Source organism: Pseudomonas sp. KSR10, assembly GCF_022355455.1.
In the GTDB taxonomy this organism is placed as follows: Bacteria; Pseudomonadota; Gammaproteobacteria; order Pseudomonadales; family Pseudomonadaceae; genus Stutzerimonas; species Stutzerimonas stutzeri_E.
On sequence record NZ_JAKOEN010000019.1, the window covers coordinates 1,203,858 to 1,229,709 of the forward strand.

General features: G+C 61.5%; 25 protein-coding genes. 9 read left to right on the top strand and 16 right to left on the bottom strand.

Annotation, left to right across the window (positions count from 1 at the left end):
* Positions 1 to 86: 86 nt before the first annotated feature.
* From MCB86_RS14415 to MCB86_RS14445, 7 genes are all read right to left on the bottom strand, one after another.
* Positions 87 to 1,034, bottom strand: coding sequence for an alpha/beta hydrolase (locus MCB86_RS14415; RefSeq protein ID WP_239611309.1), 948 nt, complete (start codon positions 1,032 to 1,034; stop codon positions 87 to 89).
* 127 nt (positions 1,035 to 1,161) lie between these two features.
* Positions 1,162 to 1,437: a hypothetical protein gene (locus tag MCB86_RS14420; protein ID WP_239611310.1), complete on the bottom strand. Its 276-nt coding sequence runs from the start codon at positions 1,435 to 1,437 to the stop codon at positions 1,162 to 1,164.
* 188 nt (positions 1,438 to 1,625) lie between these two features.
* Entirely contained in the window at positions 1,626 to 2,837 is a 1,212-nt protein-coding gene (locus MCB86_RS14425; RefSeq protein ID WP_239611311.1) for an aldose 1-epimerase family protein, read from the bottom strand.
* A 144-nt stretch (positions 2,838 to 2,981) separates the two neighbouring features.
* Entirely contained in the window at positions 2,982 to 3,545 is a 564-nt protein-coding gene (locus MCB86_RS14430; RefSeq protein WP_239611312.1) for a fructose-2,6-bisphosphatase, read from the bottom strand.
* A gap of 111 nt (positions 3,546 to 3,656) precedes the next feature.
* The gene (locus MCB86_RS14435) at positions 3,657 to 4,079 is read right to left on the bottom strand and encodes an HPF/RaiA family ribosome-associated protein (protein WP_045164161.1); all 423 of its coding nucleotides are present in this window, start codon (positions 4,077 to 4,079) and stop codon (positions 3,657 to 3,659) included.
* A 214-nt stretch (positions 4,080 to 4,293) separates the two neighbouring features.
* Complete coding sequence (locus MCB86_RS14440) at positions 4,294 to 5,598, bottom strand: MFS transporter (protein WP_045164163.1); 1,305 nt, start codon at positions 5,596 to 5,598, stop codon at positions 4,294 to 4,296.
* Between the two features lie 45 nt (positions 5,599 to 5,643).
* Complete coding sequence (locus MCB86_RS14445) at positions 5,644 to 6,561, bottom strand: aldo/keto reductase (protein WP_239611313.1); 918 nt, start codon at positions 6,559 to 6,561, stop codon at positions 5,644 to 5,646.
* Positions 6,562 to 6,914: 353 nt separating this feature from the next.
* Between MCB86_RS14445 and MCB86_RS22955 the strand changes: the two genes are divergently transcribed.
* Positions 6,915 to 7,046: a hypothetical protein gene (locus tag MCB86_RS22955; protein WP_275589482.1), complete on the top strand. Its 132-nt coding sequence runs from the start codon at positions 6,915 to 6,917 to the stop codon at positions 7,044 to 7,046.
* Between the two features lie 9 nt (positions 7,047 to 7,055).
* Here MCB86_RS22955 and MCB86_RS14450 read toward each other — a convergent pair whose 3' ends face one another.
* Entirely contained in the window at positions 7,056 to 8,690 is a 1,635-nt protein-coding gene (locus tag MCB86_RS14450; RefSeq protein ID WP_239611314.1) for a methyl-accepting chemotaxis protein, read from the bottom strand.
* Positions 8,691 to 9,028: 338 nt separating this feature from the next.
* Here MCB86_RS14450 and MCB86_RS14455 point away from each other — a divergent pair, with 338 nt between their 5' ends.
* Positions 9,029 to 11,050, top strand: a complete 2,022-nt coding sequence (locus MCB86_RS14455; RefSeq protein WP_239611315.1) for an FIST N-terminal domain-containing protein — start codon at positions 9,029 to 9,031, stop codon at positions 11,048 to 11,050.
* 18 nt (positions 11,051 to 11,068) lie between these two features.
* On the opposite strand, the gene MCB86_RS14460 is transcribed toward MCB86_RS14455, so the two are convergent.
* The 5 genes from MCB86_RS14460 to MCB86_RS14480 all read right to left on the bottom strand — a co-directional run bounded on the left by MCB86_RS14460 (position 11,069) and on the right by MCB86_RS14480 (position 17,127).
* Positions 11,069 to 12,994, bottom strand: coding sequence for an ATP-dependent DNA helicase RecQ (locus MCB86_RS14460; RefSeq protein WP_239611316.1), 1,926 nt, complete (start codon positions 12,992 to 12,994; stop codon positions 11,069 to 11,071).
* 241 nt (positions 12,995 to 13,235) lie between these two features.
* Positions 13,236 to 13,838: a nitroreductase family protein gene (locus tag MCB86_RS14465; RefSeq protein ID WP_045164169.1), complete on the bottom strand. Its 603-nt coding sequence runs from the start codon at positions 13,836 to 13,838 to the stop codon at positions 13,236 to 13,238.
* Positions 13,839 to 14,006: 168 nt separating this feature from the next.
* On the bottom strand, positions 14,007 to 15,548 hold the full coding sequence (locus MCB86_RS14470; RefSeq protein ID WP_239611317.1) for a phosphoenolpyruvate carboxykinase: 1,542 nt from the start codon (positions 15,546 to 15,548) through the stop codon (positions 14,007 to 14,009).
* Positions 15,549 to 15,703: 155 nt separating this feature from the next.
* Positions 15,704 to 16,597 (bottom strand): Hsp33 family molecular chaperone HslO, encoded by an 894-nt coding sequence (gene hslO / locus MCB86_RS14475; protein ID WP_239611318.1) that lies wholly within the window; start codon positions 16,595 to 16,597, stop codon positions 15,704 to 15,706.
* A 134-nt stretch (positions 16,598 to 16,731) separates the two neighbouring features.
* Positions 16,732 to 17,127, bottom strand: a complete 396-nt coding sequence (locus MCB86_RS14480; protein ID WP_045164172.1) for a S4 domain-containing protein — start codon at positions 17,125 to 17,127, stop codon at positions 16,732 to 16,734.
* A 102-nt stretch (positions 17,128 to 17,229) separates the two neighbouring features.
* Here MCB86_RS14480 and MCB86_RS14485 point away from each other — a divergent pair, with 102 nt between their 5' ends.
* Together MCB86_RS14485 and rimK are read left to right on the top strand one after the other, a co-directional pair.
* Positions 17,230 to 17,697 carry an ATP-dependent zinc protease gene (locus MCB86_RS14485; protein WP_045164173.1) on the top strand — a complete coding sequence of 156 codons (468 nt, stop codon included), beginning with the start codon at positions 17,230 to 17,232 and terminating at the stop codon, positions 17,695 to 17,697.
* Entirely contained in the window at positions 17,694 to 18,599 is a 906-nt protein-coding gene (gene rimK, locus MCB86_RS14490) for a 30S ribosomal protein S6--L-glutamate ligase (RefSeq protein ID WP_025243607.1), read from the top strand. The genes MCB86_RS14485 and rimK overlap by 4 nt, the downstream gene beginning before the upstream one ends.
* Positions 18,600 to 18,623: 24 nt before the next feature.
* Here rimK and MCB86_RS14495 read toward each other — a convergent pair whose 3' ends face one another.
* The 3 genes from MCB86_RS14495 to MCB86_RS14505 form a co-directional block, all read right to left on the bottom strand.
* Complete coding sequence (locus MCB86_RS14495) at positions 18,624 to 19,943, bottom strand: ATP-binding protein (RefSeq protein ID WP_045164174.1); 1,320 nt, start codon at positions 19,941 to 19,943, stop codon at positions 18,624 to 18,626.
* 96 nt (positions 19,944 to 20,039) lie between these two features.
* Positions 20,040 to 20,774, bottom strand: coding sequence for a two-component system response regulator OmpR (gene ompR / locus MCB86_RS14500; RefSeq protein WP_045164175.1), 735 nt, complete (start codon positions 20,772 to 20,774; stop codon positions 20,040 to 20,042).
* A 121-nt stretch (positions 20,775 to 20,895) separates the two neighbouring features.
* Entirely contained in the window at positions 20,896 to 21,282 is a 387-nt protein-coding gene (locus MCB86_RS14505) for a diacylglycerol kinase (protein ID WP_045164176.1), read from the bottom strand.
* Between the two features lie 234 nt (positions 21,283 to 21,516).
* Here MCB86_RS14505 and MCB86_RS14510 point away from each other — a divergent pair, with 234 nt between their 5' ends.
* The 5 genes from MCB86_RS14510 to bcsQ are packed head-to-tail and all read left to right on the top strand — an operon-like array spanning position 21,517 to position 25,852.
* A complete protein-coding gene (locus MCB86_RS14510; protein ID WP_052679349.1) occupies positions 21,517 to 23,058 on the top strand; it encodes a BcsE family c-di-GMP-binding protein in 1,542 nt (513 codons plus the stop codon).
* Positions 23,055 to 23,246: a cellulose biosynthesis protein BcsF gene (gene bcsF / locus MCB86_RS14515; protein WP_045164177.1), complete on the top strand. Its 192-nt coding sequence runs from the start codon at positions 23,055 to 23,057 to the stop codon at positions 23,244 to 23,246. The genes MCB86_RS14510 and bcsF overlap by 4 nt, the downstream gene beginning before the upstream one ends.
* Complete coding sequence (bcsG, locus tag MCB86_RS14520; protein ID WP_045164178.1) at positions 23,243 to 24,880, top strand: cellulose biosynthesis protein BcsG; 1,638 nt, start codon at positions 23,243 to 23,245, stop codon at positions 24,878 to 24,880. The genes bcsF and bcsG overlap by 4 nt, the downstream gene beginning before the upstream one ends.
* A gap of 7 nt (positions 24,881 to 24,887) precedes the next feature.
* Positions 24,888 to 25,121 carry a cellulose biosynthesis protein BcsR gene (gene bcsR / locus MCB86_RS14525; protein ID WP_045164179.1) on the top strand — a complete coding sequence of 78 codons (234 nt, stop codon included), beginning with the start codon at positions 24,888 to 24,890 and terminating at the stop codon, positions 25,119 to 25,121.
* A complete protein-coding gene (bcsQ, locus tag MCB86_RS14530; protein WP_045164180.1) occupies positions 25,118 to 25,852 on the top strand; it encodes a cellulose biosynthesis protein BcsQ in 735 nt (244 codons plus the stop codon). The genes bcsR and bcsQ overlap by 4 nt, the downstream gene beginning before the upstream one ends.

Consider the following 25,852-nt stretch of genomic DNA (forward strand, 5'->3'; position numbering starts at 1 on the left):
AGAGCCAGCACGCAATCGCAACGGAAGCTGGCGCCGGTCGCCAGCAGGTACCGACCGGCCCGGTATCCGGACCGATCGATGACAGCTTATTGCTCTAGGAAATCCAGCAGGTCCTGATTCAGGCGGTCCTTGTGAGTATCGGCCAGGCCATGCGGAGCGCCGGGATACACGATGAGTTCGGCATCCTTGATGATGGCAGCGGCCGCACGGGCCGAGGTGTCGATCGGCACGATCTGGTCATCGTCGCCATGAATCACCAAGGTCGGAACATCAAACTTCTTCAGGTCCTCGCGGAAATCGGTAGCGGAGAACGCGGCTATCGAGTCGTAGGTATTCTTGTGCCCGGCCTGCATGCCCTGCACCCAGAACGATTGGATCAACCCTTGAGAAGGCGTCGCGCCGGGTCGGTTGTAGCCGAAGAAGGGCCCGGACGCGATGTCCAGATAAAGCTGCGAGCGGTTGTCCAGAGACGCCTGACGCAGACCATCGAAGACTTCCAGCGGAACACCATCGGGATTGCTGTCTGTCTTAAGCATCAGTGGCGGAACCGAGGCGACCAATACTGCCTTTTTCACACGAGCGGTGCCGTGACGACCGATGTAGCGGGCCACCTCACCGCCACCGGTGGAGAAGCCAACCAGGGTGGCGTCTTTCAGATCAAGCGCGTCGAGCACCGCGGCCAGGTCGTCGGCATAGTGATCCATGTCGTTGCCGTCCCACGGCTGGCTGGAACGACCATGTCCACGCCGATCATGGGCGACTACCCGATAGCCCTTCGAGGCCAGAAACATCATCTGCGATTCCCAGCTATCCGAATTCAGAGGCCAGCCATGGCTGAAGGTGACCACCTGACCGTCTCGCGGGCCCCAGTCTTTGTAGTAGAGACTGACACCGTCTTTCGTCGTGACATAGCTTTCAGTTCGTTCGCTGCCGAGTACCGCGGCGGTGCCGGTGCCGGCGGGCTCGGCGGCGTTGGCTGCAGTAGTAGCCAGGACCAGGGCGGCCAGGGTGAGTGCGCGATTCAGTGTATGCATGGTCTTATCCTCGATAGGTGGAAGGACGGTGAGCGGGATGTGCCCAACCGATGAAGCTATGGTGCCTACCGAAAGGATCTTTACGGACTCAAAATATCCAATAAATGCTGCAGATCGTCTAAATCGATCAAAACGCCATGTAGTTGTAGCTTTGCATCATCGCAATGATCGCCGTCGCGAATGCTGCTTTGACCAGAAAGCAAAAAACCCGCCGAAGCGGGTTTTTTTCTGACCGTATCGAATCCGTTCGAGTGCCGTCCTGGCGGTGGTCGATCATCCTGATCCTGAGCGCGTCCTGCGCTTCAGAGTGGGAGTAGATTAAGCATTCCCCGCCCTGAGCTGAAGCAGCCAATGGCGCAGGTTTTTGTAAGTCTTTTGCCATAGCTGCGTGAGTGGCGTCCATCGAACGACGCACTATGAGCACTTCCCCAAATGCTCACAAGGTGCTGGTTGCGCCCGCCTTGAATGCCCAAGGCAGAGCAGCTGCAACGGTTCAATCAACAGGCCGTTGGCGAACCGTGGAAACGGTTCACAGCGTAGCAGGCAAGGCGCAGGCCGGCTTTCCGTCAATAACCTTGCATTGAGTGCGTATTAGTTCTTGTCAAGGTCGACCAACGGCTCCTGGCGGACCTCGCTCTGGCGGCTAGCCTGGATCGCCTCGATGCGTTTACGGGCGTCCGCAACGGCCGCCTTGTTCGCCAGCAACTCGTAGCGCACGTGGAAATGCTTCTGCTCACCCGGTTCGATCTTCGGCACCAATCCGAGCGGGCGCTGGTAGGAACGGTTGTAGGAAAAACTGGTGCCCGGTTCCAGCCCGGTGACGTAGCCCTGCTTGTGGGTGTCGGTGTTCTTCCACAGCGAGAATACCGGCAGCTCGCGCGTATCGAAGCCGACGGTGACACCCAACTCGGCGTCGCGGTTATGTAACATCGCCAGCGTTTCGCCTTGGGCATCGGCATAGGGCACAACGTTGTAGACGGTTTCATCGTAGTCCGGGGTCGGGCCACGATAGGTCTGCCAGTCACCGAGCTCCTTGGCGGCCTTAGCGTTGAACGGCGAGACCTGCTTCACCGGCGCGACGAAGCGAGCACCCTGCTCCAGCAAGGGCGTCCCGAAATTGGTGTGATACAGCGCCTGATATTCCTTTGCGTAGTCGCCCTGGTTGGTCAGGGTATCGTGCAGCGAGAAACCGCTGCGGCCGGGCTCGGTGCTCAGTTCAGTCATGATCGAAAAGTCGACCTTCTTGAACGCCTTTTCCTTCAGCTCACCACGCAGGCGAATGGCGTAAGGTGGCTTCTCGTCGATCTCCAGCACCACGCGAGAGGCAGGGATATTCGCCGCGCGGCCATGCAGCGTGAGCAACTCGCCATTGTCTTCGCCGGGGTGGCCGACCCATTCGAAACCGCAACGGGTAACCAGCTCGTTGAAGCCTTCCAGCCAGCCCAGACCACCGCGACCGTTGAGTTCAATAAAGGCCGGGTTGACCACCTCATCCACCGGCGAATCCCACCCCAGGCGCACATCACCAGCCACGGCCTCGAGCACGTTCATGCCGCGCGTCGGGACGACCGTGATCCGCATCGCGCCGTTGTCGATCTCGATCAGGCTGGCACCCTCCTGGCGCCCGCCATGCAGGGTGCGCAGGCTGACACTGAACGGCTGCTCGGCCTTGATTCCGAGCGCTTGGCTGGTGATGCGCCAATTCTGCACAGGCTTGTCAGGGTCGATCAGCACCTGTTCCCAGGCCATGGCAGGGTTGGACAGGCACAGGCCCAGACCGCAAAGAAGCTGCAAACGCGTCATGAGGTTTTCCTTTGTTGTTATGCATGCCTGATTACGTTAGCTGAAACGTTTCAGCTTGCAAACCAAAGCGAGAGGCAAACGCATAAGGTCATCCAGGAAGGGCGGACTGCGAGGCTTCAGGCGAGGTCAGCGATGGAAGGCCAATCAGGACGGTTTGTGGTAACGACTCGGGTGCCAGTAGCCGGACAGCAGCGGCAACGCCGGCCCATGCCAGCCGCGCCGGCGCATTTCACGAGCGATCAACGCATTCATGATCTTGTGCCCCATGAGCAACACACAGTCGTGGGTATGCGCCAGTTCGATGAGCTTGTCGGCGGCTGCGCGGGCGCGTTGCCTCGAGTCACTCACCGGCTCGGTGTGCCGGGCAAAACCGAAGAACCAAGCCGTGCGAAAGGTGATGCGCCAGAAGCGTGAGGGCATCGGTGGGAACGACCAATCGGGGTAAGGCAGATGCGCCTCTGCAAATAGCGGATCAGGCTCGGAACGGCAGTCGCAACCAAGCCCGTCACGCGACTCCACACAGCGCATAAGCGAACTGCAGAGCACTGTGCCGGCGGAACCAGCGAGGCGGCGCAACGCTTCCGGTCGTTCGGCGACCACGACGTTGGCGGCGTTGTAGCGCTCGACCCAGCGCTGCATGCCGGCCGGCGTGCTCCATGGGCTGGCACGGTGATCGGGCCGTCCATGACGCACCAGAATGATCTGCATGAAAAGCCCACCGAGAGGAGATGCTGGGTTTGAAACGCACCGGTAGCGATGGGTTCCGGGCTCTGCGCAACTTTGATGGGAACAGACCCCGGCTGTGCGCCGGGGCTGGAATTACTTATCGAGTTCGTCCTGCTTTTCCAGGAAGTCTTCCTCGATCATGGCGTCCTTGACGGCCTGCGGTTGCTCGTCGAGAAACGGATCGTTGAGTTCGCCAGTAGACAAGACGTTGTTGTCCAGCTTGCCCATCAAATGATCGAGTGCATGGCGCATCTTTTCCGCCGCGCCCTCGACCGCCAGCTGCAGCGAATCGGCCTTGTGAGTTACCGAAACCGCCTGATGGCCCTTGGGCCGTGCCTCGATCTGGCAGCGCTTATCGTCGGCTCCGGCCTTTTGCGCGTTCTCGTCGCTGACGTGCACCTCAATCCGAGTGAGGAATTCGTCGAAGCGCTCCAGCCGCTCCTCCACGGTCGACCCCACCCATTCATGCAGCTCGACACTGCCGGGGATGTGATGGCTGTTGACTTGAACATGCATACGACTACTCCTGATTGATAACGTACCTACAAGGGTTCGAGGCGCCCGCATCGCCGAGGTTCAGCGGCTTCGTTTGAAGGAATTGTCATCAGCGGCGCGATTGCCGCTCCTGACCCAGGTCAGCGAATCGGCACAGGCGAGACAGCGCACGCCACAACAAGCTGCCCGAAGGCAAGATCAAGCCATGGCTGCGAACAATCTCAGCTGCACCGCTTCAGTCGTGCCCTGTCGCCTTGGTCACATCGGCACGATCGGCACGCCCACCGAGAAACCACCCCACCGCACCCCAGACCGCGGCGCAGATCGCTCCCACCACGCCGATCAGCCAGGCGCCCTGACCTAGACTGTCGAGCAGGCTCTTGGCCCAGCCGCTCAAGGCGTCACCGCCGCGATAGACCACGGTGTCGATGAAGTTCTTCGCCTTGTATTTACTCTCGGCGTCCAGCGGCGCGAAGAGCATTTCCCGTCCCGGTCGGACGAAGGCGTACTCACCAATCCTTCGCACGATCATCACCGTCGCCAGTACGGCGAAGGTCGGCGCCAGCGCCAGGCCAATGAAGCCCAGGCAGACCAACCCCGGCACCGCCGTCAGCAGCACCCGCACACCGAGGCGCTGGGCGATGCGGCCAGTGATGAACAGCTGGGACAGCAACGCACCGGCCTGCACCACGAAGTCGATCGCGCCGAACACCCGCACCTGCTCGGCGCGGTCTTCAAACAGCTCGGCTACCAGCCGCGCCTGCTCGAAATAGAGAAAGGTACTGGCCGTGGTCAGCAGCAGGACGAATGCAGCGATGCCCAGCAGATAGCCCGAGCCGAGCACCCGCGTAAGGCCGCTGAAGGGATTGCCGGCGACCGGCCGCCGCGAACTTTCGGCATGCTCGGCACCGGGCCGGCCGGCGCCATGGATTTCGCGCCACGCCATCAGGTAATGCTTGAGCGCCACGGCCGCAGCCAGCAACAGTGCGGCCAACAGCATCAGGCCGAACTGTCCGAGCAGACCCACCAGCAAGGCGCTCAGCGCCGGCCCGACCAGGCCGCCAACACTGGCACCGGCGGCGATGAAGGCGAACAGGCGACGCGCCTGAGGCGCGTCGAACACATCGGCCATCAGGCTCCAGGCCACCGAGACCACGAACAGGTTGTAGACCGAGATCCATACGTAGAACACGCGCGCCAGCCAGATGCTGTCGCGTAGCACGAAGAACAATCCGGCGAAGAGCAAAAGGTTCAGGCAGAAGAACCCGTACACCCAATCTATGTAGTGAATGCGCGCGACCCGCGAGTTGAGCCAGGCGAACAGCGGCACCGCCGCCAGCATGGCGAAAAAGGTCGCGGTGAACAGCCATTGCAGATTGTCCACCCCGCCCTGGATGCCCATCGACTCGCGAATCGGGCGCAGCATGAAATAGCCGGTGAACAGACAGAAAAACAGCCCGAACCCCGCGAGCGCCGCGTGCAGCTCGCCGGGGCGCGCATTGATCGATGCGGAAAACCGCGTGGCTAGATGGGCAGGCATGCGGCCTCCCGACGGCGGCGACACCCAGACTGTGCCATGTGGTGATCAGCTGAAAGCGTCGATGATCAGTTGCCGCTGGCGCGCGTCCGGCAGCCTTCCCTGCCCCGCCATAATATTGTCAGCCATGTAACGGGGGTTGGAAGTCGCCGGGATCACCGTAGTGACCGCCGGTTCGGCGAGGATGAACTTGAGCAGCATCTGCGCCCAGGAACTGGCGTCGATCTCGGCGGCCCAGGCCGGCAGCGGCTTGCCCTTGACCCGTGAAAGCAGGTTGCCACGGGTGAACGGCCGGTTGATCAGCGTGGCGATGCCCTTGTCGGCGCAATAGGGCAACAGGCGCTTCTCGGCATTGCGCTCGCTGACCGAATAGTTGAACTGGACGAAGTCGACGGGCTCCTGCTTGAGAACCTCTAGCAGCCGATCGTGGGCCGACTCGACATAGTGTGTCACGCCGATATAGCGGATCCGCCCTTGCTCCTTGAGGTCGCGCAGCAGGCCGAGCTGGGTGCGGGTGTCCTGCAGGTTGTGCACCTGGACCAAGTCGAGCGTGTCGGCCTGCAACGCCTCGAAGCTCTTCTCGAGCTGTGCCATGCCGCGGTCCCGGCCGGTGGCGGAGACCTTGGTGGCGAGAAACACCCGCTCACGCACGTTCTGCCGCCGAACCAGCTCACCCACCACGCGGTCGGCGTTGCCGTAGCTCGGCGCCGTGTCGATCAGTTGGGCGCCCCCCTCGATGAAGACTCGCAGGACCTCGAGCAGGGCTTGCATCTCGTCGTCATCGAGGCGGATGTCATGCGTACGCGAGGTACCCAGGCCGATCACCGGCAGCAATTCGCCTGAGGCCGGAATCTTGCGCATCCGTAACGGCTCGGCGGCTTTCGCCAGCAACGGCCATGACGGCCCGAGCGCGGCAAGGGTAGCGAACAGGACGGAACGATGAAGCAGCTGGCGGCGCGTCTGCATGAAAGCCTCCGGTTCGGTGTTGCGGTCGGCAATATCGACGCTTGAGTATGGTCGACACCGCACGCCTCACCCGCAGACTGACGAACGAGAGCTTTTCCGTTTGTTTCAGGGGTATGAGCGAATCGCAAGACGCGAAGCCGGGAGCCCCCGCGCAGTCCGTCGGACCGCTATCGCAATAGTGGCATTATGCTTCTATTTCGGTTTTACTTCGCCGCGCTCCGCGCCTGTCCCGAATGCCATCAGCGATCCGCGGTTCGCCACCTGTAGAGACAACGATGCACCCAACCTCCTCCCGACCCTCCGGGCATTCGTCAACCTACGCGCCAGACACGCGCCGGCGGCGAAGGCAGCGAATGATCAGCCTGGCCTACGCAGTGGGCCTGATACTGGTATTTCTGCTCAGCGTACTGCTATTGCCCGACGACACCGGCCTCGGCAAGTTGCTGTGGGGAACGCTCAACGCCGCTGCAAAAGCCGGGGCATGAGCGCTGAGATCAGACCCGAAAGCGCCCAACCAAATCTGCCAGGCTCTGGGACAACGATGAGAGCTGCTGGCTAGCCTGCATGCTCTCGGCCGAATTGCCCGCCGCATCATTGGACAGGTCGCGGATATCGCTGATATTGCGCGCGATCTCTTCGGTGACGCTGCTCTGCTCCTCACAGGCGGTGGCAATCTGCGCCGCCATGTCGTTGATGCGCTGGACCGAGTGCGTCGTGTCGGCCAACACCTGATCGACGCCGGCGGCGCGCTCGACACTGTCGCGCGCCTTGTTGCTGCCGACATGCATCGCCTGCACGGCCTTGGCGACGCCAGTCTGCAAGCGCTCGATACGCAGTTGGATGTCTTTGGTCGAATCCTGGGTACGGGCCGCCAAGGCTCGCACCTCATCGGCGACCACGGCGAAGCCTCGGCCCTGCTCACCGGCCCGTGCGGCTTCGATGGCAGCATTGAGCGCCAGCAGGTTGGTCTGCTCGGCAATGCCGCGAATGACTTCGAGCACGGCGCCAATGCTGGCGGTTTCTTCAGCCAGCGCCTCGATGGTCTGCGAGGTGCTTTCCACTTCCTGCGCGAGCTGGCGGATCGATTGGATGGTGTTGCTAACCGCCGCTGCGCCCTCACGTGACTGGCGCTCGGCATCCCGCGCCGCATCCGAGGCGTTCTGTGCATTCTGCGCGACTTCATGAACCGCGGCGCTCATCTCTGTGGCCGCCGTGCTGACCTGGTCGACCGCCACGTGTTCGCGGCTAATCAGCTGATCGTTGGTCGCGGCCATCCCCGCCATGCCCCGCGCGGCGGCATCGACCTCACCGGTCATCCGCCTTACTTCAGCGATCAGCGGCTGCAGCTTGTCGAGAAAACGGTTGAATGCGTTACCGAGCTGACCCAGCTCATCGGCCGAACGCACTTCCAGCCGGGTGCGCAGGTCACCATCACCCTCTGCAATCTGCTGCACACGGTCGAGCAGACGGCGGAGCGGGCGCAACACCACCAGCGGCAGGCCGAGCACCAGCAGCGTGCAGCCGAGCAAACCGACCACCAGCACTGCGCCTTGTTGCCTGGCGGTCGCCGCCCCCTCGGCCATTGCCTCCTCGCCCTCGGCCGCTGCGGCCTCATCTGCGAGTTCGCCCAGCTTGTCGATGGCATCGCGCATGGCATCGAAGCGCGCTTCGCTGTCACCGAAGCTCAGCGCACTGGCCGCCTGCCGCTCGAGATCGATTTGACCGATCACCCGCTGCGAAACCTCCGACCATTGTTGAAAGCCGCGATTGAACTGTTCGATCAATGCCAGGGCCTCGGAACCCGGCTGGGTGGCGGCGTATTTTTGCACCCGGTCATAGGCCTGCTTGAGGTTTTCCGTATGACTGTCACGCAGCGCCTGACGATGTTCGCCGGCGTCGCTATCGAGCAGGCTGCGCTCAGCCACGAAGGCCTGGTAAAGGTCGCGATCGGCATTGAGCAGCAGGCTGATAGCGGGCAGATGTCGCTTGGCCAGCTGCTGGCTTGAGTCGGCCACCCGGTCGATGCCACGCATGCCAACGCCCCCCATCAACACCAGCAACAGGGCCAGCACAGCAATGGGCAGGGTGATTTTCCAACGGAATCCGAGATCTGAAAGAAAGCGAGACATGGCGCCGCTCCTGGGATGAATACCGTGGCTATCGGCAATTTCTTCCACAACAAGAGGCCTCTGGTCGAAATTTGCACAATCACAGCAGCCGCTATCGCGCCGGTCGCCTGCGGCCTGAACAGCGCGCCCGCCCCTCGTCCCAGCGCACCTACTACTTCAGAACGAACACCAAGGTTGCATAGCCAGCGTTGCCGAAGCGGCCGATAACCTGAAACCACCGAGCCGCTGCCGAACGGTCTGCAGGGCATGCCTGCACGAGGCTGATAGCGAATCATCCGGTCATCGGGAACGGGCGGGTTCGGGACCGCTCACCCACCCACAATGCGCGAGTAACGCCCATGTTTTCGTTCTCTCGATTCAAGCCAGGTCATACGCCCACCAACGGAACCCTGAGTCTGCTCGGTACCGCGCAAAAGCTCGCGCAGCAGCTGGCCGCCCTGCGCTTCGAACCGACTTATATCGCCGGATTCGTCTCGCCACATGTCGATCTGGACCAGGTGGCGCGGCAGATCTCACAGCGCTTTCCGCGCGCAGCCATCAGCCTGTGCACCACCTCGGGTGAGCTATCCAGCGAGAATCAGCGGCTTTACTGCGCCACTGGCACGCAGTGGGACCGGGTGGTGCTGCAGCTGTTCGACGCCAGCGTCATTGCCGCCGCTGAAATCGTCCGGGTGCCGTTGGAGAGCGAGGACATTCGTGGGCAGGGACAACGCAAGAGCATGTCGCAGCGGATCGCCAAGCTCACCGCGTCAATCAAGCAGTTGCAGGTGTCGATGAAAATCGACTATCGCGACACTCTGGCGAACATCTTCTTCGACGGCCTTTCGGCATCCGAATCCTTCTTCATCGAAGCGCTCTACGAATCCGGGCGCTTCCCCTGTCTGTTCGTCGGCGGCTCGGCCGGCGGCAAGCTGGATTTCCAGAAGACTCAGCTGCACGACGGCAAGCGCAGTTATCAAAACCATGCATTGATCGTCTTTCTCAAGTGCGCCCGGGACGTGCGTTTCGGCGTGTTCAAGAGCCAGAACTTCGAGCCCACTTCGCTCAGCCTGAGCGTGCTCAGTGCCTCGCTGGAGGACCGCTACATCAGCCAAGTGGTGGACGCCAAAGGCAACATCCGCAGCATGGTCCAAGCGCTGTGCGAGGCACTCAAGTGCGCGCCGCAAGAGCTGGAGCAGCGTCTGTCGGATTATTCCTTCGCCATTCGCGTGGGCGATGAAGTCTTCGTCCGCTCGATTTCGCAGATCGACTTCGCCAAAGAACGCGTGCACCTGTTCTGCGACGTGGCGCCCGGCGAGGAGCTGATCATGGTCAAGCGAACGCCGCTGGCCGAGACCACCCGACGCGACTATCAGCGTTTCATGCGCAACAAACCCGGGAAGCCGTTGGTGGGCATCCTCAACGACTGCATCCTGCGTCGGCTGAACAATGAGCGGGCACTGGCCGGCATGGATCCGGTATTCGATGACGTACCGGTGGCCGGCTATTCCACCTTCGGCGAAATTCTCGGCCTCAACCTCAACCAGACCCTGACCGCGGTCTTCTTCTTCCGCACCCACGGCAAGGATGACTTTCATGACGAATACACAGACAACTTCATCGCCTATCACGGTGAGTTCAAGGCGTTCTTCCTGCGCCGACAGATCAAGAAGCTCACGGGTTTGAGCCAGGTGGTGGTCAAGCAGATCGAGCAGTTCAAGCGTCAGGATTACAGCAGTGCGGTAGACGTCAACGGGCTCGACGAGCACATCCGCCCGGTGTTCCGCGGCCTGGCCGACCTGGGACAGGTGCTGTCACAGGCCGACGAGGAGCGTCGCTCGATGTCCGAGCAACTGAGCCAGTGCGCCACCGAACTGCACGGCTCGATGGACGACCTGACGCTGAATATCACTCAACAGGGCGCGGTCATCGAGCAGGCCGGTACCTCGGTCAAGCAGATGGTCCATCAAGCCGACAAGGTGGTCGGCAGCGCCCGCGATCTGGCGCAGTCGAGTCAGCGCATTCAGTCGGTGGTGCAGACCATTCAGCAGATCGCCGGGCAGACCAATCTGCTGGCGCTGAACGCCGCAATCGAAGCGGCGCGTGCCGGCGAGCAAGGCCGCGGGTTCGCGGTGGTCGCCGACGAAGTGCGCAAGCTGGCCGAAATTACCGGCAAGAATGCCGAGGAGATCGGTAACGATATCGACCGCCTGGCCAGCGAGATCCGTGCGGTGGCGCAGCACATCGAAACGCAGTCAGCGGACGTCGGCTCGCTCACCAGCTTGCTCGATGCGCTGGAAAACTCGAGCAACCTCACCGCCGGAACCTCACGCCAGACCAAGGGCGTGGCGGACCGATTGATTGGTCTGACGGCCCGCTGAGGCGGTGCAGCGAGGGATTTACTGCGCCAACCGCGCGCGAACCTCGCCGTAGGGATAAGCCTCCAGCGAGGCGAACCCAGGTATCTGACGGGCCTTGAGTTTGGTGAACACCGGCACGCTGATCCCGCAGAGAAAGCGCGTCAGGCATTCGACGCTGGGCGCGCCGCCCTTGAGCTGTTGGTAACGCTGACTGAAATCTGCGCAGCGACCCTCGACATCGATCTCAGCGAGCGGCGCCAGCGCCGGCGGATCGGGCAGTTGCGCCACCTGCCCCCCGCAGACCGAGCAATGCCCGCAACGCTGCGGCGCCTGGTGGTCGCCGAAGTAGGCGGCTAGCCGCTGACTGAGACATTCGGCAGATTCGAACAGCGCCAGCATGTTGTCGATGCGGGTGATCTCGCTCGCCTCGTGCTGCCTGAAATAGGCGTGCAGCTCGGCGCTCAATGCCTCGGCATCGAAGCCCCCGTCGAGCAACGCATAGACCTCGGTCATCTGCTTGCTCTCAAGCTCGATCCAGCCTTTTTCCTGGAAATATTCCAGTGCCTTGACCACCCGCGCGCGGTCGGCGCCATGCTGCTGATAGAGCGCATCGAAATCCAGCGTGCACCAGGTCCGCGCCCGCGCCGAGCTATGCACGATCGCCTCGACGAACTGACGCCGCTCCCCTTCGAACTTCGCCACCAGCGCCTCAGGTTCGAGCAGGTACTTGTAGCGGTACTCGGCGAAATAGGCGAAGCGTGGCGCGATGATGCCGCGCAGCTCCAACTGCACCAGCAGAGTTTTCAGCGGCAGCTGGCGGATGTTGCTCTGGTCCGACAGCTGGCTGAGCATCAGCTCCCATTGCCCGTCGGCGCCCGCCTGCAGCAGCTCGTCGAGTACGCAGCGGATGCCCTCGCGTTCCGGCGTATCGCCGTAGACGAAGTTCTGCAGCACGCTGAGGCTGTCGCGATTGGCCAGCACCAGGCAATCCGATGCCTGACCATCACGCCCGGCACGGCCGATTTCCTGGCTGTAGTTCTCGATCGATTTCGGCAGGTCGTAGTGCACCACGTTGCGGATGTCCGCCTTGTCGATGCCCATGCCGAAAGCGATGGTGGCGACGATGCAGTTCAGCTCGCCCGCCATGAAGCGCCGCTGGATCGCCTCGCGCACTTCGTGGTTCATGCCGGCGTGATAGGCGCTGGCGGGGAAAACCCGCTGCGCCAGATGCTCGGCGACCTGCTCGGCGGTCTTCTGCTGAGTGACGTAGACGATGGTCGGTTGGCCGCCCTTGTCTGCCAGCCATTCCACCAGCCGACGTTGCTTGTTGAAGCCGCTGACCGGCTCCACCAGCAGATTGAGGTTGGGTCGATAGAAGCCGGTGGTCACCACGTCATCCGCGCCAATCGAGAACTTGGCCTGCATGTCGGCGATGACCGGCGGCGTCGCCGTGGCAGTCAGCAGCAGCGTCTGTGGAATGTTGAACTGGCGCTGATACTCGGGAAGCTTGAGGTAGTCAGGGCGAAAGTTATGACCCCATTCGGAGATGCAGTGCGCCTCGTCCACCACCAGCAGCGAGATCGGCACCTGGCTGATGAAGTTGCGGAAGCGCTCGTTCTTCAACCGCTCCACCGAAATCATCAGGATCTTCAGTTCGCCCGATTTGGCCCGTGCCATGGTCGCACTGGTCTGCTCACGGCTTTGGGCCGAATCGATGCTGCCGGCGGCAATGCCGTGGCGGTGCAGAAAGGCGAGTTGGTCCTGCATCAGCGCCAGCAACGGCGAGACCACCAGGGTGAGATGCGGCAACAGCAGTGCCGGCAGTTGATAGCACAGCGACTTGCCTGAGCCGGTCGGAAAGATGGCTGCCGCCGAGCGGCCCGCCACCACGGCACGAATGGCCTGTTCCTGGCCAGGACGAAAGCCGTCGTAGCCGAATGTTTGTTTGAGCGTCTGCTCGATCATGCTGGGTCACTCCCTTGACTGGAGGACGGAGGGTAGCAAGGGTCGGGATGCGTAGGGTGGATCACGCTTCACCGTTCCACCAGACAGATCACAGTGGCATTGCGGTGGATGTAAGAGGCGACATCCACCCTACACAGTGAGTCACGCCCTTAATTGAGGGCGGAGGGTAGCAAGGCGCGGGGGGCGTAGGGTGGATCACGCTTCATCGATCCACCAGGCAGACACCTACCTTGCCGAGCGATCAGAAGCGATCGCGGATGATCACCTCATCGAACGGCAGCTTGCCGACACGCGGCTTGGGCTCGGCGGCGCGCTTGCCGACCGCGACCATCATCGCGATGACATGGTTGTCCGGCAGGTTGATCAGCTTAGCCACGGCGTCGAAATCGAAGCCGTCCATGGGGCAGGAGTCCAGGCCCTTGCCACGGGCGGCAAGCATCAGGGTCTGAGCCATCAGGCCGCAACTGCGCATGGTTTCGTCGCGCTGAACCTGCGGCTTGCCACGGTAGTAGGTGTCGATGGCGCCAGCCATGTAGTCCTGCACCTCGGGCGGCGCACCCTCCCAGACGCGGCGGACATTCTTTTCCCAGCTGTCGAGCTGCGCGCAGACCACCACCAGCATCGACGCATCGGTCATCTGCGCCTGATTCCAGCCCACCTCGCGGATCTGCGCACGCAACGCCGGATCACTGACCTCGACGAAGCGTACGTGCTGCAGATTGAACGCCGACGGCGCCAGCAGCGCCAGTTGCAGCAGCTCGTCCTTTTCTTCGCGGCTGAGCTGAAAGTTGGTGTCGTAGGCTTTGACGGCGCGACGGGTGCGGATGGCTTCTTCGATGTGCATGAACGGCTCCACTGGCTGAGAAATGTGGCCGCCATGCTATGCCCAACGGATTGATCGAATCCATGCGTCTTTACTGATGGTACTCATCACCTGCTTCGATCCGTTGCGCAGGTGCCGTTGAGGCAAGAAAAAGCCGCCCGAAGGCGGCTTGTCTGATGCAGTGCTGGCTTAAAGCTGCGGCCCGGCAGCCTTGATGACCTCGGACACATCGAACTTCTTGAAATTCTCGATGAATTTGTTCGCCAGTTCCTTCGCCGCTTCGTCGTACGCGTTCTGGTCTGCCCAGGTATTGCGTGGGTTGAGCAGCTGGGTATCCACGCCCTCGACGGCCTTCGGTACGTCCAGGTTGATGATCGGCAGATGCTCGGTCTCTGCACCCACCAGCGCGCCGCTCTGAATCGCCGCGATTACCGCACGGGTCGTCGGGATGTTGAAGCGCTTGCCGACACCATAGCCGCCGCCGGTCCAGCCGGTATTGACCAGATAGACCTTGGAGCCGAACGCCTGAATGCGTTTGATCAGCAGCTCGGCGTAGACACCGGCTGGGCGCGGGAAGAACGGCGCGCCGAAGCAGGTGGAAAAGGTCGACTTGATGCCGCTGCCCGAACCCATCTCGGTGGAACCGACCAGCGCGGTGTAGCCGGAGAGGAAGTGGTAAGCCGCCTGCTCTTCATTGAGTACGGACACCGGAGGCAGCACACCGGTCAGGTCGCAAGTCAGGAAGATCACCGCGTTCGGCTCACCGCCCAGGTTCTTCTCGGAGCGCTTCTCGACGTGCTCCAGCGGATAGGCGGCACGGCTGTTCTGCGTCAGGCTGTCATCGGCATAGTCGGCGATGCGTTCGTCGTTCAATACAACGTTCTCGAGAACCGCGCCGAACTGGATGGCTTTCCAGATCACCGGCTCGTTCTTCTCGGACAGATCGATGCATTTGGCGTAGCAGCCGCCTTCGATGTTGAATACGACGCCCGTACCCCAGCCGTGCTCATCGTCGCCGATCAGGTAACGCGACTCGTCGGCCGACAGGGTGGTCTTGCCGGTACCGGACAGGCCGAAGAACAGGGTGACGTCGCCGTCGTCGCCGATGTTGGCGGCGCAGTGCATCGGCAGCACGTCGGCCTCCGGTAGCAGGTAGTTCTGCACCGAGAACATCGCTTTCTTCATTTCACCGGCGTAACGCATACCGGCGATGAGGACCTTCTTGGCGGCGAAGTTGATGATCACGCAACCGTCGGAGTTGGTGCCGTCGCGTTCGGGCACGCACTCGAAGTTGGCGACGTTGAGCACTTGCCACTCGTCCTTGCCGGCCGGGTTGTACTGCGTGGGATTGATGAACAGCTGGCGACCGAAGAGGTTCTGCCAAGCCGTCGCCGTGGACATCTTGACCGGCAGGTAGTGACCCTCGGAAGAGCCTACATGGACGTGGGATACAAAATGGTCCTGGGCCTTGTTGAAGGTCTCTACGCGATCCCACAGGGCATCGAACTTGTCGGCCGGGAACGGGCGGTTGATCGGCCCCCAGGCGATTGAAGCCTGCGTGCTGGGCTCCTCGACGATATAGCGATCAGCTGGCGAACGACCGGTCCGATGGCCGGTTCTCACGACGAGCGCGCCGTTGGCGGCCAATTCACCTTCACCGCGTTTGATGGCCTCTTCGACCAGTTGAGCGATGCTGATATCGATGTACACGGCGTTATTGGCTTGCGTCATGAGTTCCCCGTCGGCCCTGGGCCGATTCCTCCATGCTGTTGTAGCCCAACTGACGATGGACTACATCGAAAAAAGTGCGCGCGATTATGACAGAAAAGGCGCGGCGCTGGGTATGAGGGCGTAATGGCGAAAAGGTTCTACGCCCCCCGCCATTTTTAATGCCGAGTGCCGGAAGGCCCCTCGATGCCGGCACCGGCAAACAGCTGAGCGACATCGGCTGCATCGAAGCGATAGCTGTGATTGCAGAACTGACAGTCGATGGTAATCGCGCCACCCTGCTCGTTGAGTAACTGCTCGGCGTCGTGCTGGCCGAGGCTCACCACCGCGTTGGCCGAACGCTCGCGCGAGCAGCTGCAGCGGAAGACGATCGAACGCGGTTCGAACAGCCGCACCTGCTCCTCATGATAAAGACGATGCAGCACGGTCTGGGTGTCCAGGCCGAGCAGTTCCTCGGCCGACAGGGTGTCGGCCAGCGTGCGCAAATGCTGCCAACTGGCTTCACGCGCTTCGCCGTCACGGATGCGATCGGCTGGTAGCTGCTGCAGCAATATGCCACAGGCACGACGGCCGTCGGCGGCCAGCCAGAAGCGCGTCGGCAACTGCTCGGACGAGGCGAAATAGTTCGACAGGCTGTCCGCCAGATCGACCCCGTCCAACGCGACGATGCCCTGATAACGCTGCCCATTGGCCGGGTCGATGGTCATCGCCAGCACGCCTTCCGGCATCAGCTCGGATAGCGTGGCGCCAGGTGTCAGTTGCTCTTCGTGGTACCGCGCAATGCCACGCACTTCGCGATCGCTCGAGCACTCGACCATCAACAGCGGCACCGCACCGGCCGAACGCGCCTGCAGCACCATCAACCCGTCGAATTTCAGCGTACCCACCAGCAACGCCGCGGCGGCGAGCAGCTCACCGAGCAGCTGCGCCACAGGCTCCGGATAGGCGTGCTTGGCCAGCACCTCGGCATAGCTGCGCTCGAGCCCGACCCACTCGCCACGGACGTCGGTGTCATCGAAGAGGAAACGCTGAGTGAAGTCGAAATCAAGCATTGGACAGACCAGGGCAGGTTGAAGGCCGGAGCCATTGGAGGGCCGGGTCGCATCGACCCGGGCGCGCGTGCACGGCACCTGAAAAAAGGGACCGCATTCTAGGGGGAAAGTGGCAACGGTCCAACCGTCAGCGTTCATCCCGCATCAGAGCGAAAGCGCTGCAAGGCGCGTCGTTGTTTCTTGCTCGGTTTGCCATCGGTTTCTACGCCCAGGCTGCCGGCCTTGCGCATCGCCGCAGCGTTTTCGCGACGCGCTTGGCTTTCGGCGGTTTCTTCATAAAGCAACTGCGCTTCCGGCGCGCCTCGGCGCACCGCTGACAGGGCCCGTACGACCACGGTACGTTCATCGAAACCAGCGCGAATCATCAGCTCCTCACCGACCTTGGGTTCTTTGCTCGGTTTGCAGCGCTCGCCGCGGCAATGGACCTTGCCGCCCTCGATGGCAGCCTTGGCCAGTGCGCGTGTCTTGAAGAAGCGCGCGGCCCATAGCCACTTGTCCAACCGGACCTTGCCGTCGTCTTTTTCGCTCATTGCTCAACTCAGTCAGCCGTCGTGTTGTCATAGAGTCGTACAGGTAGATGCGGTTGTCATGCACCCCGTCTAGAATGCGCGGAAATCTACTGGATACGCCTTTTGAACAATCCCGACCCCCAGACAATCATCGGTTTGCGCGAATGGATCGCCCTGCCCGAGCTTGGCGTGGTCGGGTTGCGCGCAAAAATCGATACAGGTGCCAGCACCTCCGCGCTGCATGCAACCGATATCACCGAATTCGAACGCGGCGGCAAGCGCTGGGTTCGCTTTACCGCGCATCTGGGCACGCTGGTGCAGCGACGCCATCGCTGTGAAGCGCCTGTCGTCGCGCGCAAGACGATCAAGAGCTCCAATGGCCATGCGCAGACCCGCTATGTGGTGCGCACGCTATTGGCGCTGGGCTCTCACCTGTGGCCCGTGGAATTCACCCTTACCTGTCGCAAGACCATGCGCTATCGCCTGCTGTTGGGATCAAAAGCCCTGATGGACGGCAAATGGCTGGTCGACCCTGCGCGCACCTACGTGCAGGAAAAACCCCAGACCCTTACCTCTCCCGGTGCCCAATGAAAATCGCCGTGCTGTCGCGCAATCCACGTTTGTATTCGACCCGCCGCCTGGTAGAGGCCGGCCAGCAACGTGGCCACGAGGTCGTCGTGATCGACACCCTGCGCGCCTACATGAATATCGCCAGCCACAAGCCACAGATCCACTACCGCGGCCGTCCGCTGGAAGGCTTCGACGCAGTGATCCCACGGATCGGCGCCTCGGTCACCTTCTATGGCTGCGCCGTGCTACGCCAGTTCGAGATGCAGGGCGTATTCCCGCTCAACGAATCGGTGGCCATCGCTCGCTCGCGTGACAAGCTGCGCTCGCTGCAATTGCTGGCGCGCCGGGGCATCGGCCTGCCGGTGACCGGCTTCGCGCACTCGCCCGACGACATCGCCGACCTGATCCGGATGGTCAACGGCGCGCCCTTGGTCATCAAGGTGCTCGAAGGTACCCAGGGCATCGGCGTGGTGATGTGCGAAACCGCCACGGCCGCCGAATCGGTAATCGAGGCCTTCATGGGTCTGAAGCAGGACATCATGGTCCAGGAGTACATCAAGGAAGCCGGCGGCGCGGATATCCGCTGTTTCGTCGTCGGCGACAAGGTGATTGCGGCGATGAAGCGTCAGGCCAAGCCCGGCGAGTTTCGCTCCAACCTGCATCGCGGCGGCACCGCTAGCCTGATCAAGATCACCCCGGAAGAACGCATGACTGCCATCCGCGCTGCCAAAGTCATGGGTCTGAGCGTGGCCGGCGTCGATATCCTGCGCTCCAATCACGGCCCGCTGGTGATGGAGGTAAACTCATCACCCGGCCTTGCCGGCATCGAGGAGACCACCGGCAAGGACGTGGCCGGTCTGATCATCCAGTACCTGGAGAAAAACGCCGGCCCGCACCTGACCCGAACCAAAGGTAAGGGCTAGTCAGCGTCAATCTCCCTGCGGTTTTCAAGCCTTTATCGCATCGCGCGGCAGCAGCAGGCCCAGCGGCAAGCTAACCCGGGCCTCAAGCCCGCCACCTTCACGATTGCGCAGCTCGATCACACCGCCGTGCTGCGAGGCGATGCGTTTGACGATGGCCAATCCCAGTCCGGCACCCTGTCCACCGCGCGCGCGATCACCACGGATGAACGGGTTGAAGATTTCCCCCAGCTCGTCCTGATCGATACCAGCTCCCCGGTCGAGCACACTGAGCACCACATAGGGGGCGCTGCTGTCTCCGGAGACGTGGGCGGCGACTTCGACGCCATGCCCACCGTAGCGCAAGGCGTTCTCGATGAGGTTGACCAGTAGACGTTTGATCGATACCCGGCGCAGCGCCAGCGGTGGCATCGGCTCGACGCACAAACGCACGCTTTCGCCATACTGGTTATAGGGCGCCACGACTTCGCGGACCAACTCGCCCAGGTCGACGCTTTCCACCGACTCGTCGCTGCCGTCACGGACGAAGGCGAGAAACTGATCGAGGATCGCATTCATGTCTTCGATGTCACGCACCATGTCTTCGGTGAGCTCGGAATCGCTGGTCATCAGCTCCAGCGACAAGCGCAGACGGGTCAGCGGCGTACGCAGATCATGGGAGACGCCGGCGAGCATCAGCTCGCGCTCGCGGCCCGCTTGCTCGACATCTTCGGCCATCTGGTTGAATGCGCGATACACCTCGGTCATCTCGCTCGGCGTGTCGCCGATGGGTAGCCGTACGCTGCGACCCTTGCCGATCTGCCGAGCCGCGTAGACCAACCGCTTGAGCGGTAGGTTGAGCTGGCTGACGAAGATCCACGCGGCTGCGGTGGACAACAGCCCGATCCCGAGGAACCAGCCAAGCACGCTCCAGATCCGCTGACCGCGCAACGGGTATGCATAGAGCGGCACTTGTAGCCAGTCCGGCCCCAGACTGGGCGCACGCACCCAGATGGCCGTCTGCGGCTGAATACGCACCCGAACCTCGGTTTCCTCACCGAGTTCGGTCTGCATCTGTCGCTGAAAGATTTCCGTGTAGGGCCAGTGATATTCGCTGGGTGGCACCTCGTCGTCGCTGACCCGGTGCAAGCCAGCGGCCTCGGCGATACGCTCACGGTTCTCGTCGTCGGCAGCCCAGTACGCGCGCAGGGTCAGCGCCGCGCCGTGGCTGTACTGCCGATCGACCATAACGTCCTCGTTCATCATCAGGTACACCAGCATCAGTACCTTGGAGAACAGCACGACGATCAGCACCATCCACAGGGTGCGGGCGAAGAAGCTTTGCGGAAACCAGAGTGGGGTCTTCATTGAGCTGAACGTCTCAAGCTACAGACGGCAAGAAAAGAAGAGATAGTGCCGTACCGTAGCGCTCTGTAATTGCAGCTCGAGCCGTGCAGCTTGTGCTCATTTATTGCCATCGGGCACGAACACATAACCCACACCCCAGACCGTCTGGATATAACGCGGCTTGGACGGATCCGGCTCGATCAGCCGGCGCAGGCGGGAAATCTGCACGTCGATGGAGCGTTCCAGTGCGTCCCACTCGCGGCCGCGGGCCAGATTCATCAATTTGTCGCGGGTCAGCGGCTCGCGGGCGTGTTGAACCAGGGCCTTGAGAACAGCGAACTCACCCGTGGTGAGCATGTGTATCTGATCACCTTTCTTCAACTCACGAGTACCGAGGAACAGCTCGTAATCACCAAAGGTCACCGTCTCATCTTCGCTGCCCGGGGCACCTGGCACCTGCGGCGCCTGCCGGCGCAGCACCGCGCGGATCCGCGCCAGCAGCTCGCGTGGGTTGAAGGGCTTGGCCAGGTAGTCGTCGGCGCCCTGCTCCAGTCCCTGGATCCGGCTGGTCTCGTCGCCCTTGGCGGTGAGCATGATGATCGGGATCTGATTGCCGCCGCCGCGCAGACGCGCGCAGGCGGACAAGCCATCCTCGCCAGGCATCATCAAATCCAGCACGACCAGATGGAACAACTCGCGACTGAGTACGCGGTCCATCTGCTCGGCGCTTTCCACAGTACGCACGCGATAGCCCTGCTCGTCGAGAAAGCGCTCGAGCAAGCGCCGCAAGCGCGCGTCGTCATCGACTATGAGGATCTTTTCGCCTTCGCTGGCGGATGCAGTGCTACTCATGGGAGCTCCCGGAAAAATCGTCAACGCATTATGCGCACACAGATGACAGCGCAACCGAAGCCATTGTTAGCAGATTTTTCGTGGCCGAGCAGATATGCGTTAGCCATGCGGCTTGCACCTCTCAGAGGAGGATGGCGAGCCAGATGATGACGATGGAGCAAAGCCCGACAAGCTGGGCAGCACTGCCCAGATCCTTTGCTCGCTTGGATAACGGGTGAATCTCCAGCGATACGCGATCCACCACCGCCTCAATGGCGGAGTTCACCAATTCGAGCGCAAGCGACATAAGGATGGGGAGAATCAGGAGCGCCCGTTCAACGGGCGAACCTGTCAGTAAAAAAGCAAGGGGAATCAGCAAAAAGGCCATGCACGTCAGTTGGCGAAAAGCGGCCTCATGCTGCCAAGCGGCGTTGAGACCGGCGAGAGAGTAGCTAGCGGCCTTGGCCAAGCGACCCAGGCCGGGCTTGGTTTTCAGCGCAGAAGCATCGCTGGCTGTTTCGGTTTTCATCATGTTCTCTTCTGAGTCATCCGGACGGGCAACCTGCCGGTTCGCTGAGCGTGGTTACCACTTATCAGAGCGGGTATCTGGGCGCCCTGCCTGCTGATATCATAATGATATCGCAATAGCTATCACGCCAGATTCCGACGAGCTGCAGTTAGCGGATTAAAGCCCATCTCAACTCAGCCGAAATCTGGCTACGGCGACTTCAGATCGTCGAAAGCACTCACCACAGGTGACACCTTGTCCACTACTGCTAGCTATCCCGAACACGGCCCAGCCTCGCTGGGGCTGGATATCGACCGCGGAGCCCTGACGCTAAGCGTTGGCCGTGTGCAGTGGGTCATCGTAGAGCAAGCAAGCGATGCAGCGCTCTTGTCACAGCAAGTCATCGAGGCGTTCGGTCCACACCACCAGGCTGTCCTAGTGTCGGACGACGCCAGACAGAAGAGCCTTCTCGCCAAACTACCCGCAGATTCAGGGCCGAGCGAGTTATTGTGTCTGACACTGGCATCAAGCCATTTCACCGCCTTTCTCAAGCGTCTAGGCTCGGAACTGGACCGCGCGGGCGACATGCGGGGTCGCTGCATATTGTTGACGCCTCCAACCACCGTGTGGGACCGGTTCGGCGAGCGAACAATTGCCACCTGGCTCGAAAAAGTGAGTCGCTGGCTTATCGAACGCCAGGCGACGTTGCTCGTCATCAGCGACGGTGTGTGTGATGGCTTGAGCGAGCGCCTTAGTCAGCTCACCTATTCGCTTGCCGGCTATGCATCGCTGAATCGCACGCCCCTTGGCCCTCGCCTGTTTCTGCACTTCTGGAACGGCGGTCAGGGCATTACGAGCGCTCGCGAACTTCATCTTCAGTACCGACCCGACGGCTTCCGAGTGGCGGCTTCAAGCGATATCGAGCCCACCATCGAGTACCCGGACCAAGGGCGGATTCACGCCGAGCGCAGTGTGCTGGACGGCGCGCAAAATCTCTCAGTGCAATGGCGCTTGTTCGAAAACAGAAACGAGCTGTTTCAGCATGCGCTTGCAGCCAGAGCGGCCAGTGTCTTGTTCGCCATTACGAAAAACGAGCAAGTCGAAGATCTGGCGCATCAGCTTAATCAGCTGCGCCGCTCGTGTGGCAACCAGCTCAAGCTGATCGTTCGGGAAATAGCGCCCTGTCTTCGCTACCGCGACGAACAGTTGCTACTGACCAGCGGTGCCTCGCTGGTCGTGCCTTTTGGTACTTCCCTTCCCCGTTTTCTGACATTGGTCGAAAGTGTCCAGGGTCATCTCTGGCAAAGGCAGCTGAAAGACATAGGCGTCAACCTTGACGAATTGAAACCACTTCCCCTATGTGGCCAGCAAAGTCCGCTGGGATTCGCCGAAGCCGTTCGGGAAATGTGGCCGAGCAGCGCAACGGGCGAGATCATCCATCAGCTGATTCGCCTGCAGCCCGTGTCGGGTTTAAGCCTGCAGCAGGTCCTGAGCCAGACGCGTCTGCGGCGCAGCGGCGATATCGCCTGTATTGCCGACAAAGCCCTCCATTTGTTTCTTTTCGCTTGCCGTCCGGAATCGCTCGAAGCCGCCCTGAGTAATATTTTCGGGGTCAGGTGGCAGGAGCTTTTCGTGGGACTGGAGCAGCTGACCGATCTCGACCCCCTATCAAGACCCAGTTTCCAGAGTGACGCCTCGCCGATGCCCAGCAGTACGCCAGTCGCTGCCAGCGCGGGTGAACCGAAACAGCCTTTTCATCCACGCCCTATGCGTCTTTCTCTAGAAGCACGGCCATGACCCTCGAACAACTCCTTGAGGTGGCAGGCCTGTTCACCGTAATTGGCGCCTGCATCGGCTGGCTGATAGCAACAAGCCACTACAAAATCGTTCGCTCATTCGATCGGCTGCTTCCGCCTCGCTATTTGAAGACGGCTGCACTGCGACGCCGCCCTGCCGGATCGATCGGCGAGGAAGAAAAACAATGACCGCACACGAGCGCTTGAGCGTACCCGTGCCAGCCGCTGTGACCTGGCCTGGCCTGGGCACCTGGAACCTTTATTTCCTGCTCAAGTTTCTGTTGCTGGGTCTTGGCATGCTGAATTTCCAGCCGTTGCCGAATCTGATATTCGCTGCATTCCTTGTCGTGCCGCTCCCTGGCCGCGCTTGGCGCATCGCACGCCAGCTCATCGCGATCCCGATCGGTGTAGCGCTGCTCTACCATGACACTTGGCTCCCTCCGTTCGAGCGGTTGCTGGCGCAACCTGGCGTACTGGACTTCACGCCGGCATACCTGCTCGAACTCGTCGGGCGCTTCATTGACTGGACACTCGTGGGTCTCTGCGCGTTGTTGGTCATCGGCTATAGCTACCTTTCCAACTGGATTCGCCTGTCGACGTTCTGCCTGGGCGGACTCCTCTGGCTGAATCTGGGCAGCATTCCCTTTCTGGCTCCCGCAACAAGCATGGCTGCCTCGCCAGCCACGACGCCCGCCCAGGGACAGCCGGCAGCGTCGACGGCAGCGGCAAGCAACGACAACGTTGCACTGGACAATTGGCTTGAAACCTTTTTCAAGACCGAAGCGACCCGCCAGACGCAGTTCCCCCAACCCAGCGAGCAAACGGCGGCGTTCGACGTACTGATCATTAACGTCTGCTCATTGGCATGGGACGATCTCGATGCGGTCGGCCTGCGCGAGAACGCATTGCTTCAACGCATGGATGTAATTTTCGATCGATTCAATTCCGCGACGTCTTATAGCGGGCCCGCGGCAATCCGGCTGTTGCGTGCCAGCTGCGGTCAACCTCGTCATCAAGCGCTGTACGAACCTGCGCCGGAGCAATGTCTGCTGTTTCAAAACCTGGCCAATCTGGGATTTCGCTCCGAAACTCTGATGAACCACAACGGCCGCTTCGATGGATTTGCCGAGGAGATCCAGGCCCAGGGTATGCCACAACCGGTTCTGCCCAGCCAGAAGTTCGCTCGCGCCCTTGCAGGCTTCGACGGCTCCCCGATCGCAGGGGATCTGGACGTACTCAGCGGCTGGTGGAAGCGTCGGCAGGAGCTGCCGGACGCCCACGTCAGCCTCTTCTACAACAGCATCAGCCTGCACGATGGAAACCGCATCGTCGGATCAGACGGAAATGCCCAGTCAGCAGAATATCGCCCCAGAGCGCAGCGACTTCTGGACGACCTTAGTCGCTTCATCGATGAGCTGGAGCGTAGCGGCCGACCTGTAGCCTTATTGCTGGTGCCGGAACACGGCGCTGCGCTGCATGGCGACCGCATGCAAATTGCTGGCATGCGCGAAATACCACGACCCTCGATTACTCAGGTCCCCGTCGGGTTGAAACTGATCGGGATGACGCCGCCCACCCCAGGCCTACCGCTCCACGTCCAGCAACCCTCGAGCTTCCTAGCGCTTTCCGAGCTGATTTCCAGGCTCTACGCCGCGCAGGGAAGCAGCAGCGCGGTGGACGTCAACACGCTGATCGCCAACCTGCCGCAGACCGAGCCGGTCTCCGAAACCGCCGGTGCCCAAGTGATCGAACAGGCTGGACAACCTTACGTACGGCTGGGCGGCCAGACCGTCTGGCTCCCTTACCCAAATCGGTTCGAGTAGCAAGCATATGGTCAGCCTGGCTCAGCGTGTTCAACACGACGACATTGCCCGCCTAGAGCGTCATCTGGGACTGCCAGATCTCGGCTACCAGGACATTTCCGCATCGTTGGAATTGGATAGGGCCATTCAGCGATGGCCACTGCTCACGGAACTTTCGATCATTGCCGATCTGGAAACCGCCTTCGACAGCGTGTCACTCGAGCCGGTAACGGCGCCAACCGTCGGTAGACAGCCCGTATGAAGCGTCTCGTGATGCGGGCAATCCGTGGAGGCCTCGGCGCCACGACATTGCTGGCCGATCTGGCTCTGGCCCTCCATGAACAGGGCGAGCGCGTGCTGTTGGTCGATCTCAGTCCGGACAACATGCTGCGCCTGCATTTCAATGTCGACACCACGTATGAAGCTGGCTGGGCGCGTGCGCAGCTGGACGGCAGCGAGTGGAACGATGCTGCCCTGGAGATGCTGCCAGGGTTGCATCTGCTGCCATACGGGCGCCTGAACGATTCGGAGGTCGCACAGATTGAGTTGCAGCTCTGCGCCGACTCGAGTTGCTGGTCACAACGCTGCGGCCTGGTTTCGCGCGACTACGACTGGATTCTGTTCGACCTGCCGCAGAGGTTGCCCGGCCACCGGGTGGGTGTATCCGAAGATGACCGGGCCGACCTGCTGATCGATCTCGCGACAACGGATCCGGCTTGCCATGTGCTGCTTCAGCAAAGAACGCAGCCGATCGCCGATCTGCTGCTGGTCAACCGCGTCAATCCGGCGAGCCAGCTACAGCGGGATCTGTTAATGATCTGGCGCAGGCGTCCTGGAATGTCACGACCGCCGCAGCTGGTGCATGAAGACGAGGCAGCACCAGAGGCTCTCGCACACAAGATGACAATTGGCCACTACGCACCTCAAAGCCAGGCGGCCAGCGACCTGCGAAGCCTGGCGATCTGGTGCCTTGCTCAGCGCGCAGAGTGCTGA

Excerpts from the sequence above, each read along its gene's own strand:
- bcsF (WP_045164177.1), top strand. The coding sequence starts at position 23,055 with ATGACCCTCGAACAACTCCTTGAGGTGGCAGGCCTGTTCACCGTAATT.
- MCB86_RS14505 (WP_045164176.1), bottom strand. The coding sequence starts at position 21,282 with ATGAAAACCGAAACAGCCAGCGATGCTTCTGCGCTGAAAACCAAGCCC.
- MCB86_RS14465 (WP_045164169.1), bottom strand. The coding sequence starts at position 13,838 with ATGCACATCGAAGAAGCCATCCGCACCCGTCGCGCCGTCAAAGCCTAC.
- MCB86_RS14430 (WP_239611312.1), bottom strand. The coding sequence starts at position 3,545 with ATGCAGATCATTCTGGTGCGTCATGGACGGCCCGATCACCGTGCCAGC.
- MCB86_RS14440 (WP_045164163.1), bottom strand. The coding sequence starts at position 5,598 with ATGCCTGCCCATCTAGCCACGCGGTTTTCCGCATCGATCAATGCGCGC.
- MCB86_RS14425 (WP_239611311.1), bottom strand. The coding sequence starts at position 2,837 with ATGACGCGTTTGCAGCTTCTTTGCGGTCTGGGCCTGTGCCTGTCCAAC.
- MCB86_RS14435 (WP_045164161.1), bottom strand. The coding sequence starts at position 4,079 with ATGCATGTTCAAGTCAACAGCCATCACATCCCCGGCAGTGTCGAGCTG.
- ompR (WP_045164175.1), bottom strand. The coding sequence starts at position 20,774 with ATGAGTAGCACTGCATCCGCCAGCGAAGGCGAAAAGATCCTCATAGTC.
- hslO (WP_239611318.1), bottom strand. The coding sequence starts at position 16,597 with ATGCTTGATTTCGACTTCACTCAGCGTTTCCTCTTCGATGACACCGAC.
- MCB86_RS14445 (WP_239611313.1), bottom strand. The coding sequence starts at position 6,561 with ATGCAGACGCGCCGCCAGCTGCTTCATCGTTCCGTCCTGTTCGCTACC.
- MCB86_RS14480 (WP_045164172.1), bottom strand. The coding sequence starts at position 17,127 with ATGAGCGAAAAAGACGACGGCAAGGTCCGGTTGGACAAGTGGCTATGG.
- MCB86_RS22955 (WP_275589482.1), top strand. The coding sequence starts at position 6,915 with ATGATCAGCCTGGCCTACGCAGTGGGCCTGATACTGGTATTTCTGCTC.
- MCB86_RS14420 (WP_239611310.1), bottom strand. The coding sequence starts at position 1,437 with ATGGACGCCACTCACGCAGCTATGGCAAAAGACTTACAAAAACCTGCG.
- MCB86_RS14460 (WP_239611316.1), bottom strand. The coding sequence starts at position 12,994 with ATGATCGAGCAGACGCTCAAACAAACATTCGGCTACGACGGCTTTCGT.
- bcsG (WP_045164178.1), top strand. The coding sequence starts at position 23,243 with ATGACCGCACACGAGCGCTTGAGCGTACCCGTGCCAGCCGCTGTGACC.
- MCB86_RS14415 (WP_239611309.1), bottom strand. The coding sequence starts at position 1,034 with ATGCATACACTGAATCGCGCACTCACCCTGGCCGCCCTGGTCCTGGCT.
- MCB86_RS14450 (WP_239611314.1), bottom strand. The coding sequence starts at position 8,690 with ATGTCTCGCTTTCTTTCAGATCTCGGATTCCGTTGGAAAATCACCCTG.
- MCB86_RS14470 (WP_239611317.1), bottom strand. The coding sequence starts at position 15,548 with ATGACGCAAGCCAATAACGCCGTGTACATCGATATCAGCATCGCTCAA.
- rimK (WP_025243607.1), top strand. The coding sequence starts at position 17,694 with ATGAAAATCGCCGTGCTGTCGCGCAATCCACGTTTGTATTCGACCCGC.
- bcsQ (WP_045164180.1), top strand. The coding sequence starts at position 25,118 with ATGAAGCGTCTCGTGATGCGGGCAATCCGTGGAGGCCTCGGCGCCACG.
- MCB86_RS14455 (WP_239611315.1), top strand. The coding sequence starts at position 9,029 with ATGTTTTCGTTCTCTCGATTCAAGCCAGGTCATACGCCCACCAACGGA.
- bcsR (WP_045164179.1), top strand. The coding sequence starts at position 24,888 with ATGGTCAGCCTGGCTCAGCGTGTTCAACACGACGACATTGCCCGCCTA.
- MCB86_RS14495 (WP_045164174.1), bottom strand. The coding sequence starts at position 19,943 with ATGAAGACCCCACTCTGGTTTCCGCAAAGCTTCTTCGCCCGCACCCTG.